This window comes from Phormidium sp. CCY1219 (assembly GCF_055795085.1).
In genome coordinates this window covers 18,206-37,645 of record NZ_JAYFEQ010000761.1, presented here as the reverse complement: position 1 = coordinate 37,645, position 19,440 = coordinate 18,206, and the positions used below count along the sequence as shown (strand labels likewise).

Here is a 19,440-nt window from a genome sequence, read left to right as displayed (position 1 = left end):
AACACTCCCCCGCTTTTCTGACAAACCCACAGATAGTGGCAACTGACGCACCCCAATCCTATGCAGAATTAGCTGTTAATTATCGCCATTGCAAAGCAACCGGGTGGCATCTGACCCTGGCAAGGGCTTGCTAAACAAATATCCCTGCATTTCTTCACAGCCCAAGCATTCCAATAACCGTTGATGTTCTTCGGTTTCCACTCCTTCCGCCACTACGCGAAAATTAAACTTTTTCCCCAACAACATAATCGCATCAATGATACCGGCATCTTTAGACTGCATGGTCAGTTCGCGGACGAAAGATTTGTCGATTTTTAGGGTATTGAGCGGAAACTGTTTGAGATAAGCTAATGACGAATATCCAGTGCCAAAATCATCCACAGACAGGTGAACTCCCATTGCGTCCAACTGTTGCAATATCATGCGGGTTTTTTCGCCATTTTGCATGGCGGCGTTTTCGGTTATTTCTAATTCTAACCATTCCGGTTCTAGTCCGTTTTCGGACAAAATTGTGGCAATTGTTTCGATGAGATTGGGATGTTCGATTTGGCGGGCGCAGAAATTTACGGCGACTCGTATCGGTGGCAAACCAGCCTCTCTCCAGGCTTTCATTTGTCGGCAGACGGTTCGCAGTACCCATTCCCCAATCGGTACGATTAAGCCGGTTTCTTCGGCGAGGGGAATAAATTTTGCCGGCGATACTAATCCCAATTCTGGATGCTGCCAACGCACTAATGCTTCTATCCCCGATATTTCGCCGGTGGCAGTATTGATTTGGGGTTGATAGTACACCACAAATTCTTCTCGGGTCAAGGCATTATGCAGTTCGTTTTCTAGGACAAACAATTCGGAGGCTTTGGAATTGAGTGCCGGGGTATAAAACTGATAGTTATTCCGTCCCCGTTCTTTGGCGCGATATAATGCAGCATCGGCATTTTTTAATAGGTTTTCGGCAGTTAATTCGTCACTGGAAGAACACAGGGCAATGCCAATGCTACTGCTAATATGCAGGGGATGACCTTCTAGATCGAAGGTGGGTGTGAGTCGATCTAAAATTCGTTGGGCGATTTGTGCGGCATCGGCTTCGCCGTGAATATTGGGCAAGAGTAAGGTGAATTCATCGCCGCCCCAGCGCGCCAGGGTATCGGTTTCGCGCAGACAATTGGTGACTCGTTCGGTGACGGCTTCTAATAAGCGATCGCCCATTGCATGACCCAGGGTATCGTTAATCGTTTTAAACCGATCTAAATCGATAAACATCACCGCCAGTTTATTCTCGCTTTCAGGAAGCGTTTGCAATTCTTCTTGCAACCGTTTGTCGAATAGCATTCGGTTTGGCAAGCCGGTGAGTAAATCGTGAGTTGCCTGATAGCGAATGGTGGCTTCTGCTAATTTGCGTTCGGTGACATCTTCATAGGTGCCGAGAATTCCGATCGCATTTCCTTGGCTATCTTTCAGGGGAATTCGATTGCTTTCCACCCAATATTGCTTGCCATCCACACGATCTTGTGGCTCGATGGTATGATATTGTGGCTCGTTGGCATTCATCACGCAGAAATCGCACTGGCGGAAAAATGCCGCTTGTTGGGTTTTTAATGGAATCTCGTAGTCGGTTTTTCCGATAATCTCCTCGGGAGTCGCAAATCCGGCGGCGCGGGCAAAGTTGCCATTGCAACCCATATAGACGGCGTTTTTATCTTTCCAATAGATAGATTGGGGAATGTTGTCGATGACGAGTTGCAGCATCTGGCGCGACTGCTGTAATTCTTCTTGCACTCGCACGCGATCGCTGATGTCTTGCACGGTTCCTTCATATCCTACTAATTCCCCCGCATCGTTATAAACGCCGCAGGCATTCTCGGAAATCCAAATCACCGTGCCATCTTTTCGATAAATTTGCGATTCAAAGTCCCTAACCTCCCCTTGTCTTTCTATGCGGCGGATAAATTCCTCACGCCTCCCTGCATCCACATAAAGTTGTCTCTCGATGTCGCTCAACTCTTGGCGCAATTGTTCGGGCGAATCGTAGCCATAAATCCGGGCTAACATGGGATTTGCCGTGACGTAGTGACCCTCTAATGTGGTTTGAAAAATCCCTTCTACGGCATTTTCAAAAATGCTGCGATATTTGCGTTCTGCTTGTCGCAATGCTTGTTCGGCTTCGATGCGATCGCTGATGTCGCGCACCACTACGGAAATGACTTCTTTTCCCCCGTAAGAAATCAGGCTGAAACAGACTTCTACATTCACCAAGGAACCATCCTGACGACGATGGCATCCTGCGCTACATAAGCAGTTTTTTTCGGTTAAAAGCTGGTGAATAATGCCATCGAGTTCCTCGCGATCGCGCTCGACGAGCTCGTAAATCGTTCGGGTGCAAAGTTCCGCTTCGCTGTAACCGAGTAACTGGCAATACGCCGGATTTGCTTCTAAGATTCTCATGCTAGGAACATCGAGCAAAAATATCCCTTCAGACACTTGCTCGATAATGGCTCGATAGCGTCTTTCGCTCTCGGATAAAGCCGCTTCTGTGCGGGTTCTTTGGGTAATGTCGCGAAAGCTACACAGGCGACCCACGATTTCTTCCCCCTGCCATTGGGGTTTGGAATAGCGCTCAAAAATTCGCCCGTCTTTGAGTTCGTAAATTCCGTATCCTTCGGCATCGGGTTGAGAAAATGCATCTTGCCCCTGACAAAGAAAAGCATTTGGCTCTTTAAGTTGCTGTAGCATTAAAGGCAGGAGGTTTTCGAGTTTTCTAGAGGCGATCGCCGCTTCGGAAATTCCCCACATTTGCAAAAAATTTTGATTGAATGTGGCAATCTCGCTGCCGTTTTTGCTGACAATAATTCCATCGGGATTCGCTTCAAGGGTGCCGCGCAGCAGAGAAAGGGAATCCTCTAACTCTGCCTCAATTCGCGATCGACGGGCGATTTCTGCTTGCAATTGCTGGTTTGCTGTTTCTAATTGTGCCGATCGCTGCTCGATGGTGCGTTCTAATTCTTGTTTGACTGCATTCAGGGTGAGGGTCTCTGAGGCGAAATTCGCGATCGCGCTTGATTCCCCTCCCCCTTGCACCCAATCTTCCGATTTATTCATGTGGTGCAAAACGGTTACGCTTTCGCTACCATTGTCTTGCCCGATCGCCGCGTTTACAATGGCTAAGGTGCGATCGCCCTTCGCGCACGAAACACCCGGTTCAACTCTATTTTGTTCCGCGCGCAAACTCGCCTCCGAGTGGGTGGAATGAGTGGGTATTTCATCAAAAAGCTGCCAGGAAGAGCGATTTTCTTCTGAGACTAAATCGATTCTTTCTAGATTCTTTATGCCCCAGTTGTCCATTAAATGACTCATCGCTGCTTGCGAGATAGAACCTTCCCTCGCCACCAGCTTTCCTTGGCAGCGATCGCCAATTTCAATGACTAATTTTCCGGCAAAACCAAGCTCAACTAACTGGTTAATCAGTTCCACGGCTTAACTCCTTCTTGATTTCCATTCCTGGCCACATCCCATGTTTTATGCATTTATTTAACAATTCCGAGTTTTTTCACTCACGTTTGAGGGGTTTTTATTTATTTTTACGCTCATTATAAAATGCCAATCCGCAAAAGTCAATATTCTATGGAAAAAGCTTATTTATCTTTTTCCTGACAATCGATTAACTTATAATATTTTCATTTTCAATGGTACGGTTTTATTAGAACAAAACCCTCTATCGGGCGGCAGATTTAACCACTGATTCGGAATATGACTAGAGACTGAAAATGGCTTGTATTCGTGAAAGCAGGCTTGTAAATTCATCTACAAGGCGATCTCATCTCCGTAAATGTGACTCTCGTAAATTCACTGAACCCGTTCCGCAATTTATCCGTAAATTTTCGGTAATCTGGGGGGATTGTCTGCGTAAATTCACGGGAAATATCCGGTCTGGAGTTGCTGATTTGTCACTTGTCGGTTGTCATTGGTTCTTGGTCCTTGGCGGTGGTGATTGTCGCTCGGTCATCGGTTATTGACATTGCACTCCCCTCCACAGGAGGGAGGAGTTTCCCGGGATTGCGAGCAAGCGATCGCACTCGTTGAATTGAGAGTTATTGATGGATTTATTGCATTTCCAGATTACTCGTAGCACATGATGGGTTGCTTGAGATGCCAAAATGCCGGAATCTATCTCTATTTTTTACAGTTTTCTCTTTGATTGCACAAAAACATCCGCCGCGATCGCACCGCGCTGATGTGGAACATCGGCGCAGGTTATCTCGTTTGGCGATCGCGCCTGCTTGTGTCCGTAGGTCTTGGTCAAATGTCGTGTGAAACCGTGACCGATGACGAATGACTATCTCCTCCCGGGCAATATCGGCGCTTGCACTTGCCCTCACAAACCTCTCACGTCAATCCGCCTTTCATGGTGGGAACCTGAGCAGTCTCCGACTCCGTGGGACTCGCGGGCAGATTGGGAGTCTGTCGCACCGGCAATTTAATGCAAAACTCGGTACCCTCCCCAGGTGCGGAGACGCACTCGATCTCGCCTTTATGTCGTTCCACCACAATCTGATAGCTAATCGACATTCCCAACCCGGTCCCTTTCCCTTCCGGTTTGGTGGTAAAAAAGGCTTCAAAAAGCTGCTGCTGCACTACTTCAGACATGCCCGGACCATTATCGGAAATCCGAACCGTCACCCAGTCGGGATCGGGCCATTCCGTGCGGATGCGAATGGTTCGTCCTTTGTTATTGGTCATTTGTCCGTAGGTCTTGGTGGTTTGTCCAATGTCGTTTGAACCCTTGACCGATGACGAATGACCCGTGACGAATGACGAATGACTATCCACCGATGACTCTAACGCATCGATCGCGTTGCTGATAATGTTCATAAAAACTTGATTGAGCTGACTGGAGTAGCATTCGATGGCGGGGAGTTCGCCAAATTCCTTTTCTACCGCGATCGCTATACCGGTTCGATCGCCTTTCAGGCGATGGTGTAAAATCAATAAGGTGCTGGTAATTCCTTCGTGAATGTTGACCAGCTTGAGTTCCCCTTTATCGGTGCGAGAAAAGTTCCGCAGCGATCGCACCAATTCGCTAATCCGTTCTGCGCCAATTTTCATCGAAGACAGCATTTGCGGCATATCCTGCTTGAGAAATTCCAAGTCAATTTCCTCTACATACTGTTGAATGGCCGGTACGGGTTCGCCATAATGTTCTTCATACAGGCGAACCAGTTCGAGCAATTCTTGCAGATAATTATTGGCGTATGATAAATTCCCGTAAATAAAATTCACCGGGTTGTTAATTTCGTGGGCGACTCCCGCCACGAGGGTTCCCAATCCGGAGATTTTTTCGGTTTGAATTAATTGTGCCTGAGTTTGTTGCAACTCTTCCAGGGCTTTTTTTAGTTTTTCTGCTTGTGCGGTGGCGGCGGCGGCGGCGATACAACTGCGATCGTACAGTTGTGCTTGTTCGATCGCGATCGCCAGTTGCATGGCCACATCTTGCAGCAGTTCTATCTCGCTTTCGGTCCAGGGATGCCCAGAGGTTCCGTCCAAGCAGACGATCGCGCCGCGCTCTCCGGAATGAGTCTCCATTCCCACGCCTAACAGGGACTTGACCGATCGCGCTTCGAGCATCTGGCGCGTGGGGGGATCGAGTTGCGGATCGCCTTTGACATCATCGATTTTCAACAACTCCAGATGTCCCAGAGGTTGGGTCAGCGCCGCCATGTGGGTGAAGGCATTGTCGCCCCCCACGTGCGATCGCTGCGGATGCCAGGATTCTCGAGACAGTTCGTAGCGATTTTTGTCCTTCTTATACCACAAAAACTGACATCTGTCAATATCGAGCAAGGTGCGAATTTCGCCTACGGCAGTTTTGAGAATCGTCTCGATATTTAAAGAGGTGTGAATTTGACTGGATAAGCGGCGCTTGAGCAACTCCACCCGCGATCGCAGCAGGCGAAATTGCCGTTGAGATTCCAGCAATTCCTCTTGCGTGTGTTGCAGGCGTTGGTTCGTTTCTTTCAGTTGTGCCATTGCGGCTTCGAGTTGCTGGGATTTCGCTTCCATTTGGCAGCTATATTGAATCGCCTGGGACACTTCGGCGAGCATGTCGATCGCCACAGTAGAAACGCTCCCGCTTACCTCTTCCAAACCCAACCAGGGTAACGGTTTAATCGCCCCATCACTTTCCCAAACGATTTTAAATTGCCCGTTAGGCAAAATCTCACCAATGCGGCAAGGTTTCCACAGATGATTGTTCCGCTCGATTCTCACTACCCCGCCGGGAGCTTCAAAGGTTTGGTCGTATGCCGCTTCGCGCACGGCGTCCACCGCAAAAGTGCCGGCTTTTTCCACCGCTTGCTTCCATAAATATACCTGAGTGTAAGCCGCTTCAATCGGATCGCTGGTGACGCGATTTTCGCCGTAGCGCGCTTTAAAATTGCGGACGAATTTGTGGTTGGTTGGGGTATCCACACTTTGAAAATAGCTCCAGGTGGAATAGTGGCCGGTTGCTGCAGGGCCGATGCGCCGCAGTTCGTCTTCCGCCACGCTGACGGCGATAATGGGAATTTCCTCGCTCCCAATTCCCGCATTGCGGTACTGTTGGTAAAAAGCAATGTTGCTGTCCCCATTGAGGGTATTAAACACCACATCGGGTTGAGTTTTTTGGATGCGATGGATAATCTCGCCAAAGTCATTCCCGCCGAGGGGGGCGTATTCTTCTCCCACCACCGTAGCGCCTAGCTGTTTGAGGTGGGCTTTAATCATTTTATGGAGGGTGCGGGGAAAAACGTAATTGGAGCCTATCAGATAAAACCGTTTGCCTTTGTTGCGGACGGCCCAATTCACGGCGGGTTCGAGTTGCTGGTTCGGACAAATGCCCGTATAGAATATATGGGGCGAGGATTCGAGTCCTTCGTATTCCACGGGATACCACAGTTGCGCGTTGTACTCTTCGAGGATGGGCAATACTGCTTTGCGAGTCGCGGAGGTCCACCCGCCGAAGATAGCGACGACTCGTTCTGTTTGCAGCAGTTTTTTGGCTTTGCGGGCGAATTGCGGTGCTAAGGAGGCTCCATCTTCGACGATCGCCTCGATGGTTTTTCCCAGTACCCCACCTTGGGCGTTGATTTCGGCGATCGCCATCAGTTCCGCATCTTTGAGCGACACTTCCCCGATGGCCATCGTCCCGGTGAGGGAGTGAAGTATCCCCACCTTTACCCTGGACTTATCCCGATTCCCTGCGTGACTTGTTGCGATCATTGGTGACTCTCCCAACCCCTTTTTCAAAACTTGACAATTCCTCCCCACAGTTGTCTCGGGTTCTAACCCGTAAATTTTCCTCCTCGATGCTCTCGGTTCGCCAACCGGTCGGATTGGGCATGATGTTTCCTACCCAACTGCTTTATTTTTACATCGTTCGGATTAACATTTTTCTTCCTCTGTGCATTGGTGGTTAAGATTTGTGACGTCATTGGCTTTTTTTTTGGCAACACTTCACACGATAAAATTTCGCCGAATTTTGACAATGCACCCCACTTCAAGCCGCCCTCGGGGTTGGCCTTTCTGGTATGATTTTACTGCACTTTGTCCTTGTCTTGCACCCCTAGTCTGGATGGGGATTGCCCCGGTTCTTTATTCAAGTTTGGCCGATTTATGCCCACCAAACCGTAACGATTTATACAATATTAAGGTAAAATTAAAAAGGTTGCAGCCAAAGGAGCCACACAACCCGGTAGTGTCCGATCGAAGGGGGCGCTATCTCACATAAAGCCCGGGCGATCGCCGTCGGTGTGGCTTAACCCATTCCTTCCTCCACCGATTCCCTGGACTGAAATTGGCCCATTTCGTGAGAGGGCAAGGCTAAAATCGGGTGGCACACGCCATCGCGGGAGCGACCGGAGAGCAGATAGACGAGCATTTCGCCTTTGCCCTTAATCGGAATTGGCCCGCGTTGTTGGAAGCAATATTTCTCCCGCAACAGCTTGTAAGTGCTGCCCGACACCTGGATCCGGCCTGGGAGTCCGTGGGACTCCATGCGAGAGGCCAGGTTCACCGTATCGCCCCACAAATCGTAAATAAACTTATGGGTGCCGATCACCCCAGCGATCGTCGGACCGGTATGAATGCCGATCCGCATCGAGAACGCTTCCCCATGTTTGCGATTGAATCGGCCAATTTCCTCCTGCATGTCCAGGGCCATTTCCGCGATCGCCTCAGTGTGGTCGCTGCGATGCACCGGCAATCCCCCCACCACCATATAAGCATCGCCAATAGTTTTAATTTTCTCCAGTCCGTGTTTCGCCGCGAGGCCATCAAACGCGCTAAAAATCTCATTAAGTCGCTGCACCAATTCCGAAGGCGAAATTCTGGCGGCGAGCTTGGTAAAGCCCACAATATCCGCAAACAGCACCGTCACTTCCGGAAAGCTATCGGCAATGGTTTGGGTATCCTGTTTCAAGCGCTCGGCGATCGCTTTGGGCAAAACATTAAGCAGCAGGCGCTCTGACTTTGCTTGTTCGGTTTTTAACTGCTGCAACGCTTGGCGCAGTTTTTCCGCTTTCTCCGCCCGTTCTGTAGCCAGAGCTTCGATTTGCATCGTGCGCGAAACCGAAGTCAGCAAATAGGTCACTGGAATGTGAGTCCACAGCAATCCCATAATCAGCACCGCCCAAGAGCGCCAGTGCTTGCGAGAGCTGCGATAGTCGTCGGTGGGCAGGATGTAAAGCGCCCATTCCCGCCCTCCCATCTCCATTTTTTCCCGGCGGGCGTGGGGGTGGGAATCTCCTAACAACACCAACTGACCTTCTTTGCTGGCACTGTGCAATTGCTTCACCGGGCAGGTGGAAGGAACTGTTACGCCAAATGCCTCTCCATCGCTTCCGGAAATCACCAGTTCTTGAAATTCATAAATGGCGAGCAAGCGATTGTTGGGTTGCGCCCCGAGACTTGCTTCCGTAGCTGTGGGGGTTTCGTCGCACAGGTACATATTAAATTTACTGCTTCTAGAGTTCGCCGTGTCAAAGAGGGCGGAAATGTTCAGCTTCCCCACCACAAACCCTTGCAAATTTTCTGGATTGCGGGCAGCTACGCCATACTCAGCGGGGGTTTCGCTTGCATTTAACTTCAGTGTGAGGTTCTCGGGGTTGGCGTCCAGGTTGTAGGCGGGCAGGATAACTAAAATTCGTTCGTTTGACTCGCCATCGAGGCTCCAATCGAGCAATTCGGTCACCACCATCTCCCCCGTTTCCCGCGCCAGTTCCAAGCCGGCGGCGTAACGGGCAACGGAGCCTAAATCCACTCCCAGCAGGTGTTGATTTTGTACCCCCGGGGCAACTTGGGCGATGGGAAAATACTCCGATCGCTCGGAATCGAAGGGCAATACTGCTTCGCCGTTGTTTTGGCGGATTTGAAAATCGGGCACCTGAGGCGTACGCATCCAATATTCAAATTCATACACCTGCTCTGGCGGCACTCGTTCCACCCATGCCAACCATTGGACTGTCGCGCGATCGCCTAGGGGACGACGCACAAAACGCTCAAAAGCGCCGCGATCGACCGGATAAGTGGCTTCTAAGAAATCTCCGGTGTTGCGGATTAGCTCTAAATCTTTGTTGAGTTGCCGCTGAATTTTGCTGGCAATGATGTCCGCCCCCCGACTGAATTCATAGTCTCGGCGTCTGTCTTCCCACTCCCAGATGAGCAAGAATGCCACGAACGAGAGTCCCACACCGACACCGAAAACGATCGCGGCGGGAAGATAGCGAATCCAGGGTAAACGTGGTTGGTTTGGCATACTTGGCCCTTGACGCTAGGCATAAACTCTTGCATTGCACCGACGCTCAGGGAATGTTGGGAGTCGGCACTACAGAAAAATGCACCGTCTAGCAGCGCGATCGCTTCTGACTCCTATTGCGCTCCCCCCGGTGTTTGCACTTTCTTTTTCATAACATATGCCCACCGCTTCATCGAGTCTCCTACTCCGTCCACTGTCGCAAAATTTTTCCCGGTTCTTCCCGCAGTTTGTGGTGGGATTGTCCCTGGCGCGATCGCCTTTTTTAGGCTTCCCGAAATCTTCCCCCCGTACACCCCAACTCTGTCTATTTCCCCCGGGATTTTCGGCAATGGCATCCCCCCAACACCTCTATGCCACCCTATCACCTGCCGAGAACTCGCTGTGCCCCTTTCCTGTCGGTCCATTAATTCCCCTTTTTTTGAACCCCAATTGTGACTCGTCCCCCCTATTTTTCCCCGGAAAAATTAAACCCTTACACCAGCTTTCCGGTTCATTCTGGCCCGAACAATTCCGCCAACGAGCGCCTTTTTTTGCCGATTCAATGCACCTGATTCTTGGTAAAAATCGGTTTAAAGGTTAGAGGAAACTCTCCGGGGAATATGAGGCCATCGGATTAAACTTCTAGCCACTTGCATCCAAGGGATCGACTGTTAGCCATTGAATGGGGTAACAGTGGTGCCCGAGACGTCAGCGCGCTCTTCGGGCGTCTACGGGCAGGGCTATGCCGAAGGCTGTACCCACTCCGACAAGAAGTTGGCTTGCGGCTGTTTCCCAATGTAGATGCCCATCGGCTTCGTCAATCAAGCGGAGAATTCACCCTAAGAAAATATTACCACGAAAGCCGCTCGGTGATTCCACCCCTGACTCTATTGCCCGAGGGAGTTTCATTGACATTTTCCCGCACCCCAAACAATTGAGGTCTCATTTAATTTATTAAAAAATATTACAACCACCGAATCGCCCCTGCTTGCCCCGCTGCGGTTTATTTTCCCCGGAAAGGGTCTTCCGGCGGCGTCGGCCCACCGCCACCCCGGGCCGATAATGGCTTAAACTTGAGAACATCTGGGTCGAAGCTGACGCGCCGCCAAGGCGCTATAACCGAAAATAACTGTTGTCGAGGGAGGACGATCCGGTAAACAATGCTAATCAAACATGAGTTAGGTGAGGCTGAAGCAAAAGAATTATTGCAGTTGTGTTTGGATTACACCCCCACTGCTCTAGCCATTTGCGATCGCCGGGGGGATTATCTGGCCACCAGTCACCAGTGGGACACCCACATCGGCGAGGACAATTCCTGTTTGCTTACCACAGATACAGACCGCTGGCAAGCCTGTTTGGCCGGCAAGGCACAGCACTGGGAAGAACAGCGCCTCCACCCAAGCACCGGGCAACCGCAAACCGTGAGATGGCAGATGCATCCCTGGTGGCGGGATAACGGCACTTGCAGGGGGGCGATCGCGATCGCCGAGGTGAACCCCGCCGATTCCCTCCCTGACAACACTTTGTCAAAACCTCAGTCTTTTAGCTTAGCACAAAACAATCCCGCCGGACAAACTGCTGCCGACGGATTTCACCTGTTGTTCGAGAATGCGGCGATCGGCATGGCCCTGTTTGAACCCCAGGGCGATCGCATCCTCAGCGCCAACCGCGCTTTGTGTGACATGCTCGGCTTTTCCCCCACCGAACTCGCGGGGAAGGATTTTGCCGAAATCAGCCACCCAGAAGATCGGCAACCGGGTCTCAACCTCGCTCGAGAATTTGCCAGAACCGCGCAACCCAATGCCACCCTGGAAAAACGCTACCTGACCAAAAACAACCAAACCCTCTGGTGCAACCTACAGGTGAACTTCATCCGTCTTCCCGATGGAAGTATAACCTATGGGGTGGCTACCCTGGAAAATATCACCCCCCGCAAGAGCGCGATCGCGGTTTTGCAACAATACCGCGAAGAACTCGAAGACCAAGTGGCCGAACGAACCGCCCAACTGCAACAAACTAACGAGGAACTCCTTTACGAAATTCGCCAGCGCCAACAAGCGCAAGCAGAACTGGATCTGTTTTTCAATCTCTCGGTGGATCTGCTCTGTATCGCCGACCGACCGGGCTATTTTCAGCGACTCAATCCCGCCTGGGAAACCACCCTCGGCTATTCCATCGCGGAACTGATGGCCAAACCGATCCTGGAATGGGTGCATCCCGAGGACGCCGAAGCAACGGCGATCGCCCTGGAACAACTCGCCCAAGGTGAATCGGTGGTTAACTTTGAAAATCGCTATCTCGCCGCCGACGGATCGGAAAAATGGCTCACCTGGAATGCCGTTTCGGTGGAATCCCAATCGGTTATTATGGCGGTGGCGCGAGATGTCACCGAACGCAAGCAAGCGGAAGCCACCCGCAGCGAATTAATCGCTTCCCTGCAAGAGCGGGAAGAATTTTTACGCAGTATCTATGATGGCACAGAAAGCGCGATTTTCGTGGTGGACGTTCTGGAGAATGGCCAATTTCAGTATGCCGGATTCAACCGGGCCAACGAAAATATCACCAGCGTGAGCCGACAACAGGTGCGAGGCAAGACACCGGAAGCATTCTTTCCCCCAGACATCGCCGCCACTGTATCGCACAATTATGCCCGATGTGTGACGTCCGGCACTTCCCTCACCTACGAAGAATGTTTGCCCTTTCAGGGGGTGGAGAGTTGGTGGCTGACCACTCTCAATCCCCTGCGCGATCGCCACGGACGCATTTATCGAATCGTGGGCACCAGTACGGAAATTACCCCCCTCAAACAAGCCGAAGCGGAAAAAACCCGCTTAATCGAGTCGTTACAACACAGTGAAGAGCGCTTCCGCGCTATTTTCGAGCAAGCTGCAGTGGGCATGGCGCAGGTGAAAAAAGATGGAAGTTGGCTGCGGGTGAATCAGCACTTGTGCCACATCGTCGGCTATACTAAAGAAGAATTGCTCGCTCGCACCTTTGCCGATATTACCCATCCAGATGACTTGGAGGTGAGTTGCCGATGGTTGCATAAATTGTGGACGCAAGAGGTGGGAACCTATTGTTTGGAAAAACGGTATATCCACAAATCCGGGGCAGTGGTTTGGATTAATCTCACCGTGTCCTTGGTGCAAGACTCGGAAGAGGAACCCTGCGCGATCGCCGCCATCGAAGATATCAGCGATCGCAAACAAGCCGAAATTGCCCTGCGCGACAGCGAAGCCACCAATCGCTCTTTGCTCAGCGCCATTCCCGATTTGATGTTCCGGATTCGCGCCGATGGCACCTTTGTAGACTATAAAGACGCCGCAGAACACGGACTGCTGCTACCCCCGGAAGCATTTATCGGCAAAAACGTCGCCGATGTAATGCCGCCGATGGTGGCCGAACCTACCCTGGCGGGCTTGCGCTCAGCCCTGGCGACTGGCGAAACCCAGTTATTTGAATATCAGCTTCCCGATGAAAATGGCCAACTGCGCGACTACGAGGCGCGGTTGGTGAAGATTCAGGCGGTGGAGGATGGGAACCGCGATCGCGAAGTGCTGATCTTGGTGCGCGATATCAGCGATCGCAAACAGGCACTCCGACAGCTCAAAGAAAGCGAACGCCGCTTCCGCGCCATTTTTAATTCTACCTTTCAGTTTATCGGCTTGCTCGAACCCGACGGTAGCGTTCTCGAAGTCAATCAAACCGCCTTGGATTTTTCCGGACAGCAGCATTGCGATCTCACCGGGCATCCCTTGTGGGAATCCCGAGGATGGCGAGACGTGCCAGACTCGCAAGCCTGCCTGCAGCGCAGCATCGCCCGCGCCAGTCAAGGCGAATTGGTGCGCGATGAAGCCCTGTTGTGCGGCGCAGGTGGCACAACGATGACCGTGGACTTTTCTCTCAAACCGGTGTTCGATTCCTGCGGCAATGTGGTATTGCTGATTGCCGAAGGCCGCGATATCAGCGATCGCAAAGCCCTGGAACGCGAATTGCTCTGGCGCGATGCTCTCTGGAATGCCTTTTTTAATGCTGTTCCCGCCGGATTGGCCATTCTAGACGAGGAACTGCGTTTTGTCAAGATTAACGAAACCCTCGCCCGGGTGAATCGCAAATCGCCCTCGGCGCATCTGGGCAAAACCCTCGCCGAAGTTCTGCCCGAATTCGCCCCGACCCTCCAACCCGTCTTCGAGCAAGTGCTGCATACCGGTGAGCCAATTTTGCATGTGGAAGACGCTTCGGAACATCCCGATCGCCCGGGGGAATTCGAGTATTGGTTGGCCTCTTATTTTCCCCTGGCCACCGTAGAGGGCCAAATGCGCGGCGTGGGGGTCGTCACCCTGGATATCAGCGATCGCAAGCAAGCGGAAGAAGCGCAGCGCCAATCTGAAGCCCGAGAACGACAAAAAGCACAAGCCCTGCAACACACCTTAAAGAAACTGCAAAAAACCCAATCACAACTGATTCAAAGCGAAAAAATGGCCAGTCTCGGTCAATTGGTGGCCGGCGTCGCCCATGAAATTAACAATCCGGTGAATTTTATCTACGGCAATATCGAGCCGCTCCATCAATATATCGAAGATTTGTTGGCGCTGATTCATCTGTATCAAGAGCATTATCCCGAACCGGTGGACGCCATTCAGTCGGAAATCGAAGCCATCGAACTCGATTTTCTGGAAGAAGACCTGCCGCAAATTCTGCGATCGATGCAAATGGGAGCCGATCGCATCCGCGAAATTGTCTTATCCCTGCGAACCTTTTCTCGTCTCGACGAATCCGACATGAAACCCCTCAATCTCCATGAGGGTATCGAAAGCACTTTGCTGATTTTAAACGGAAGGCTGAAAGCCAAAGGAAATAAACTCGGCATTCGCACGATTAAAGAATACGGTGAATTGCCCGAAGTAGAATGCAATGGCGGTCAAATCAATCAAGTGTTTATGAATATCATTACCAATGGGATTGATGCCTTAGAATCTGCTAGTAAAAATCCCGAATTCCTCAACTCCCAGCCAGACTCAGCGTCTTTTGTTCCGACTATCCGCATTCGCACGGCGATGAAAGGAAAGGGACATGTAGAAATCCGCATTTCTGATAACGGTCCGGGGATTCCCGCAGAATATCGCTCCCGCTTGTTTGACCCATTTTTTACCACCAAAGCGGTGGGAAAAGGCACCGGGTTGGGATTGGCAATTAGCTATCAAATTGTGGTGGACAAACATGGCGGGAGGTTGGATTATCAAAGTCAGCCCGGAAAAGGCACTGAATTTGCGATCGTGCTTCCCTTGCGTCAGAAACGCAAACGCAATGGAGAAACCTAAGCAAGGATCCAGAAAGGAGGGGTGACGGGAAAACATTTTATTTCACGTGAAACAAATAGAGGGGGGAAATTTATCGGATTTCTCGTCTACAATAGACCCACAGGACGATCGCTTTGGCTGTGTCGCAGATGCTTCGGGAATGCGTATGCGTATGCCCCCGGGCAGGAGTTGAGTCGCTCTGTCATTCCCCTCGTCCATCCAGTGGGAAAACCTCAAAAGTTAGAGCAGGAGGCAGTCTTGCACGACGAAAGCAGCTTTGTGGCAACTGTTCTCAACAGTGTCGGCACCTTAGTAGTGATGAGCGACCCAAAGGGTCGCATTCTCCATTGCAATCGCGCTTGCGAACGAGTCACGGGGGTTTCCGGCGCGGCGGTGAAAAATCGATATGTTTGGGAGGTGTTTTTGCCTCCGGAAGCGGCGCGCGAGTGGGGCAATTTTTCTCAACATCGTTATGAGAACGCTTGGATGGGTTCTGAGGATACCGAACCGATATGGATTTTTTGGAGTGTAGAACCGATAAACAATGACGAAGGGGTTTGTACCGGCGCGATCGCCACTGGCATTGAAATGGGCCAACTCAAACCAGCGCAACCAGACCGAACATCCGGCGAAACCTTGCGGGATGGGGCGATAAATGGCATTGATTCTGGCGGTAGGGCGATCGCGATGGTGGGCAATCGCGAGATTAGCGATCGCCAGCAGAGGCAAGCGGATCTGCAAACTCGGGAACGAGAACATCACCAGCTTATCGACACCCTGCCCTATGGAATTGAGGAAATCGACCTAGATGGTTATATTACGTTTAGCAATGCGGCACATCACCAGATTCTCGGTTATCTGCCGGGAGAATTAGTGGGCAAAGGCATTTGGGAAGTGGAATCCGAGCGCGATCGCCAACAGATGCAGGCATTCTTAACCGAATTAGCGACCCAACAGCCCCCGCCGACGCCCTATATCAGCAAAAATATTACCAAGCAAGGGAAAACTATCGACCTGCGGGTAGATTGGAATTACAAGCGCGATGCGGCAGGTAACGTGACCGGATTTGTGGCGGCGATCGCCGACATCAGCGATCGCCTGCAAGCCGAGGCAGCCCTGCGCGAAAGCGAAAACCAGTATCGCATGTTACTCGAACAAGCCGCCGATGGGATATTTATTGCCGACGAGGCCGGAAATTATATCGCGGTTAACTCAAAAGCCTGTCAGATGACCGGGTATGCGCGCCGCGAACTGTTGCAAATGAATATTGTCGATTTAATCTCCCCAGAGGAGAGCCGTTGGCTTCCTTGGTATATGCGGCAAGTGCGGGCTGGGCGCACGATCCGAGAAGAAGTCCGCCTGCGCCGTCGCGATGACACCTTCTTGCTCGTGGAACTGAGCGCCAAGAGTCTGCCCGATGGGCGAATTCAGGGGATTACCCGGGATATCACCGATCGCAAGCAAGCCGAGCGGGAATTGCAAGAATACCGCGAAACCCTGGAGCAGCGAGTGGCGCAGCGCACCGCAGAACTGGAGGAAACCAACGATCGCCTGCTGCAAGAAATTCGCGATCGCGCGCGAGTGCAAGCCGAATTGCAGCAAAGCCAACAGTATAACCGCCTGCTGTTTGAAGCCTCTCCCATCGGCTTAGTCTTGTATCGCCTAAATGGCACCCTGCTCGATGTCAATCCGGCGTTTGCCCGGATTCTCGGTCGCACGGTGGAAGAAACCCTGGAACTTACCTATTGGCAAATAACCCCATCCAGTTTCGCCGAATCCGAACGGCAACAGATCCAGCGCCTGCAAGAAACCGGCCATTCTACCGCTTACGAAAAACAATTCCGGCACAAAGACGGACATGGGATACAGGTGCGCTTGTCCGGCGTGCTGCTATCCCGGGACGGAGAGCCGCTGATATTATCTTGTGTAGAGGATATCACCGAGCGGCAGAAAGCACAAGCAGCCCTGCAGCGACAAGCACAAATTCTCGCACAAGTGCAAGATGCGGTGGTATCGGTCGATCGCCAAGGTCGGATAACGAGCTGGAACAAGGGAGCGCAGCGGCTATACGGCTATGAGGAATCCGAGGCGATCGGGCAGCCGGTTGCCCTGCTGGAGGCGGATTCGGAGGCAAAAAGCCAGCAAGCCCAGGCGATGACGGCATTGTTTGAAACCAGCAGTTGCGAACTGGAAGTGCAGCACGTTCGTCGCTCCGGAGAAATTTTTCACGCCCTGCTATCGTTATCCCTGTTGCGGGATGCGGCGGGAGAGGCGATCGGCAGCATCGGTATCGTCAAAGATATCAGCGATCGCAAGCGATCGCAAGCCGCCCTGCGCCAGAGCGAAGCCAAACATCGCGCCTTGCTCGATTTAATTCCCGATACCATCCTTCGCATGAATCGCGATGGCGTTTATCTGGAATTTCAGGGCAGCAAAAATTCCGATCTGCCCTTCGATCTGGAGTTCTTGCTGGGGAAAAACATCCGAGACATGTTCCCGCAACTGGCACCTGAAGTATTACACTATATAGAAATTGCCTTGTCTACCGGCAAGATGCAGGTGTTTGAATATCCCCTGGAAATCGCCGATGAAATCCGTTATTTCGAGTCGCGAATTTTGGTGAATGGGTCGGATGAGGTGATGGCGATCGTGCGAGACCTCACCGATCGCACGCGGGCGGAACAAGCCCTGCGCCAGCAAGAGCGTCAGTTGCGCGCTCTTGCCCGTCGCCAAACCCTACAGGGCGAACTCACAGAACAAATTCGCAATTCATTAGAACTCGATACCATTCTGGAAACCGCAGTGCAGCAAATTCGCAATTTATTGCAGATTAATGCCTGTTTGTTTGCCTGGTACCGCCCGGAAGGAATCGGCAAATCTACCCCAACCGCCTCACCCCTGAGTGCCGCGTCTTCCCCTTGTTGGCAAGTGGTGAAAGAAGCGATCGCCCCAAAAATTCCCAGCTTTTTGGGGTGCTATTCCCAGGAGGACCTCGGCGCAGCGGGCGATCGCCTGCTACAAATGGAGATAGTGCGGGTGGATGACGTGCTCGCTGCAGCAAATCCCGAGATGCGGCAATTTCAGCAAAAGTGGGGCATCCGGGCGATTGTTATCTTGCCCATTCAAACTCACGGCGGTAAGATAGGGGCGATCGTTGGCTTGCAGTTAGGAGAACAACCGCGCCCCTGGTTCGACAGCGAGGTACAACTGTTACAGGGAGTGGCGGGACAACTGGCGATCGCGATCGCCCAAGCCGAACTCTACTCCCAAAGTCAGCAAAGTGCGATTTTGGCGCGGGAAAAAGCCACCGCCTTGGAAACCGCCCTGGAAGAACTCAAACAAACCCAAGCCCAACTCATTCAAACCGAAAAAATGTCCAGCATCGGTCAACTGGTGGCCGGTGTCGCTCACGAAATCAACAATCCCACCAGCTTTATCTACGGCAATATAAACCCGGCCCGCGATTATATTAATGACTTGATTGGCATTCTCGAACTCTATCAGAAACATTACCCCAATCCAGTGACGGAAATCGAATCAGAAGCCGAAGAAATAGAGCTAGAGTTTCTCATGGAAGACTTGCCCAACCTGCTCGATTCTATCGAAATCGGAGCGAATCGTATCCGCGAAATTGTCTTGAGCTTGCGAAACTTCTCCCGTCACGATGAAGCGCAAATGAAATTAGTAGACATTCACACCGGGATTGACAGCACCTTGCGACTCTTGCAAAATCGCCTGAAAGAAAACGGCGGACGACCCGGAATTGCTATTGTGAAGTGCTACGGAGATTTGCCGGAAGTGGAATGCTATCCCGGTCAGGTCAATCAAGTATTTATGAATATTTTTAGCAACGCGATCGATGCGATTGAGGACTACAACAAAAACCGTTCCTTAGCAGAAATTAAAGCCGCTCCTTGTGCGATTACCATTACCACCGAATTGCGCGATCGCCCCGCCGAATCCGGCACCGATTCTTTGCCCTTCGCCGTTATCCGAATTGCCGATAACGGTCCGGGCATGACGGAAAGTGTCAAAAACCACTTGTTCGATCCGTTCTTTACCACCAAACCCATCGGCAAAGGAACCGGATTGGGATTGGCCATTTCTCATTCGATTATCCAAGAAAAGCATCACGGAAACTTACGCTGCGAAAGCCAACTCGGTCAAGGAACCGAATTTATCCTCGAAATTCCCCTGCGAAAAATCTAAGCGCGAGTCGTAGCGAGTCGTAGGGTGGGCAGTTGTCGTTTTAGGGTCTGTACTGCTCACCTAAAGTTACTACCCACCCTACAGTTAGAGTCGATCCGATAGACCCGTTTTTTAAACTTTTGTTAAGTTTCCGATTGTGGGCAGGTTTTAGGGCATCCTAAAATAGAA

The 19,440-nt window shown here is 51.5% G+C and carries 6 protein-coding genes; 3 read left to right on the top strand and 3 right to left on the bottom strand.

What is annotated here, in order from left to right; all coding sequences use genetic code 11:
• Nucleotides 1-75: 75 nt before the first annotated feature.
• On the bottom strand, nt 76-3,468 hold the full coding sequence (locus AC0QH1_RS23215) for an EAL domain-containing protein (RefSeq protein WP_324633750.1): 3,393 nt from the start codon (nt 3,466-3,468) through the stop codon (nt 76-78).
• A 724-nt stretch (nt 3,469-4,192) separates the two neighbouring features.
• Here AC0QH1_RS23215 and AC0QH1_RS23210 point away from each other — a divergent pair.
• Entirely contained in the window at nt 4,193-4,330 is a 138-nt protein-coding gene (locus tag AC0QH1_RS23210) for a hypothetical protein (RefSeq protein ID WP_324633749.1), read from the top strand.
• 50 nt (nt 4,331-4,380) lie between these two features.
• On the opposite strand, the gene urtA is transcribed toward AC0QH1_RS23210, so the two are convergent.
• A complete protein-coding gene (gene urtA / locus AC0QH1_RS23205) occupies nt 4,381-7,251 on the bottom strand; it encodes an urea ABC transporter substrate-binding protein (protein ID WP_324633748.1) in 2,871 nt (956 codons plus the stop codon).
• Nucleotides 7,252-7,786: 535 nt separating this feature from the next.
• Nucleotides 7,787-9,784, bottom strand: a complete 1,998-nt coding sequence (locus AC0QH1_RS23200) for an adenylate/guanylate cyclase domain-containing protein (protein ID WP_324633747.1) — start codon at nt 9,782-9,784, stop codon at nt 7,787-7,789.
• A gap of 1,139 nt (nt 9,785-10,923) precedes the next feature.
• On the opposite strand from AC0QH1_RS23200, the gene AC0QH1_RS23195 reads away from it, so the two are divergent.
• Both AC0QH1_RS23195 and AC0QH1_RS23190 read left to right on the top strand, forming a co-directional pair.
• Nucleotides 10,924-15,084, top strand: a complete 4,161-nt coding sequence (locus tag AC0QH1_RS23195) for a PAS domain S-box protein (RefSeq protein WP_324633746.1) — start codon at nt 10,924-10,926, stop codon at nt 15,082-15,084.
• 168 nt (nt 15,085-15,252) lie between these two features.
• A complete protein-coding gene (locus AC0QH1_RS23190; protein ID WP_324633745.1) occupies nt 15,253-19,272 on the top strand; it encodes a PAS domain S-box protein in 4,020 nt (1,339 codons plus the stop codon).
• Nucleotides 19,273-19,440: the final 168 nt, after the last annotated feature.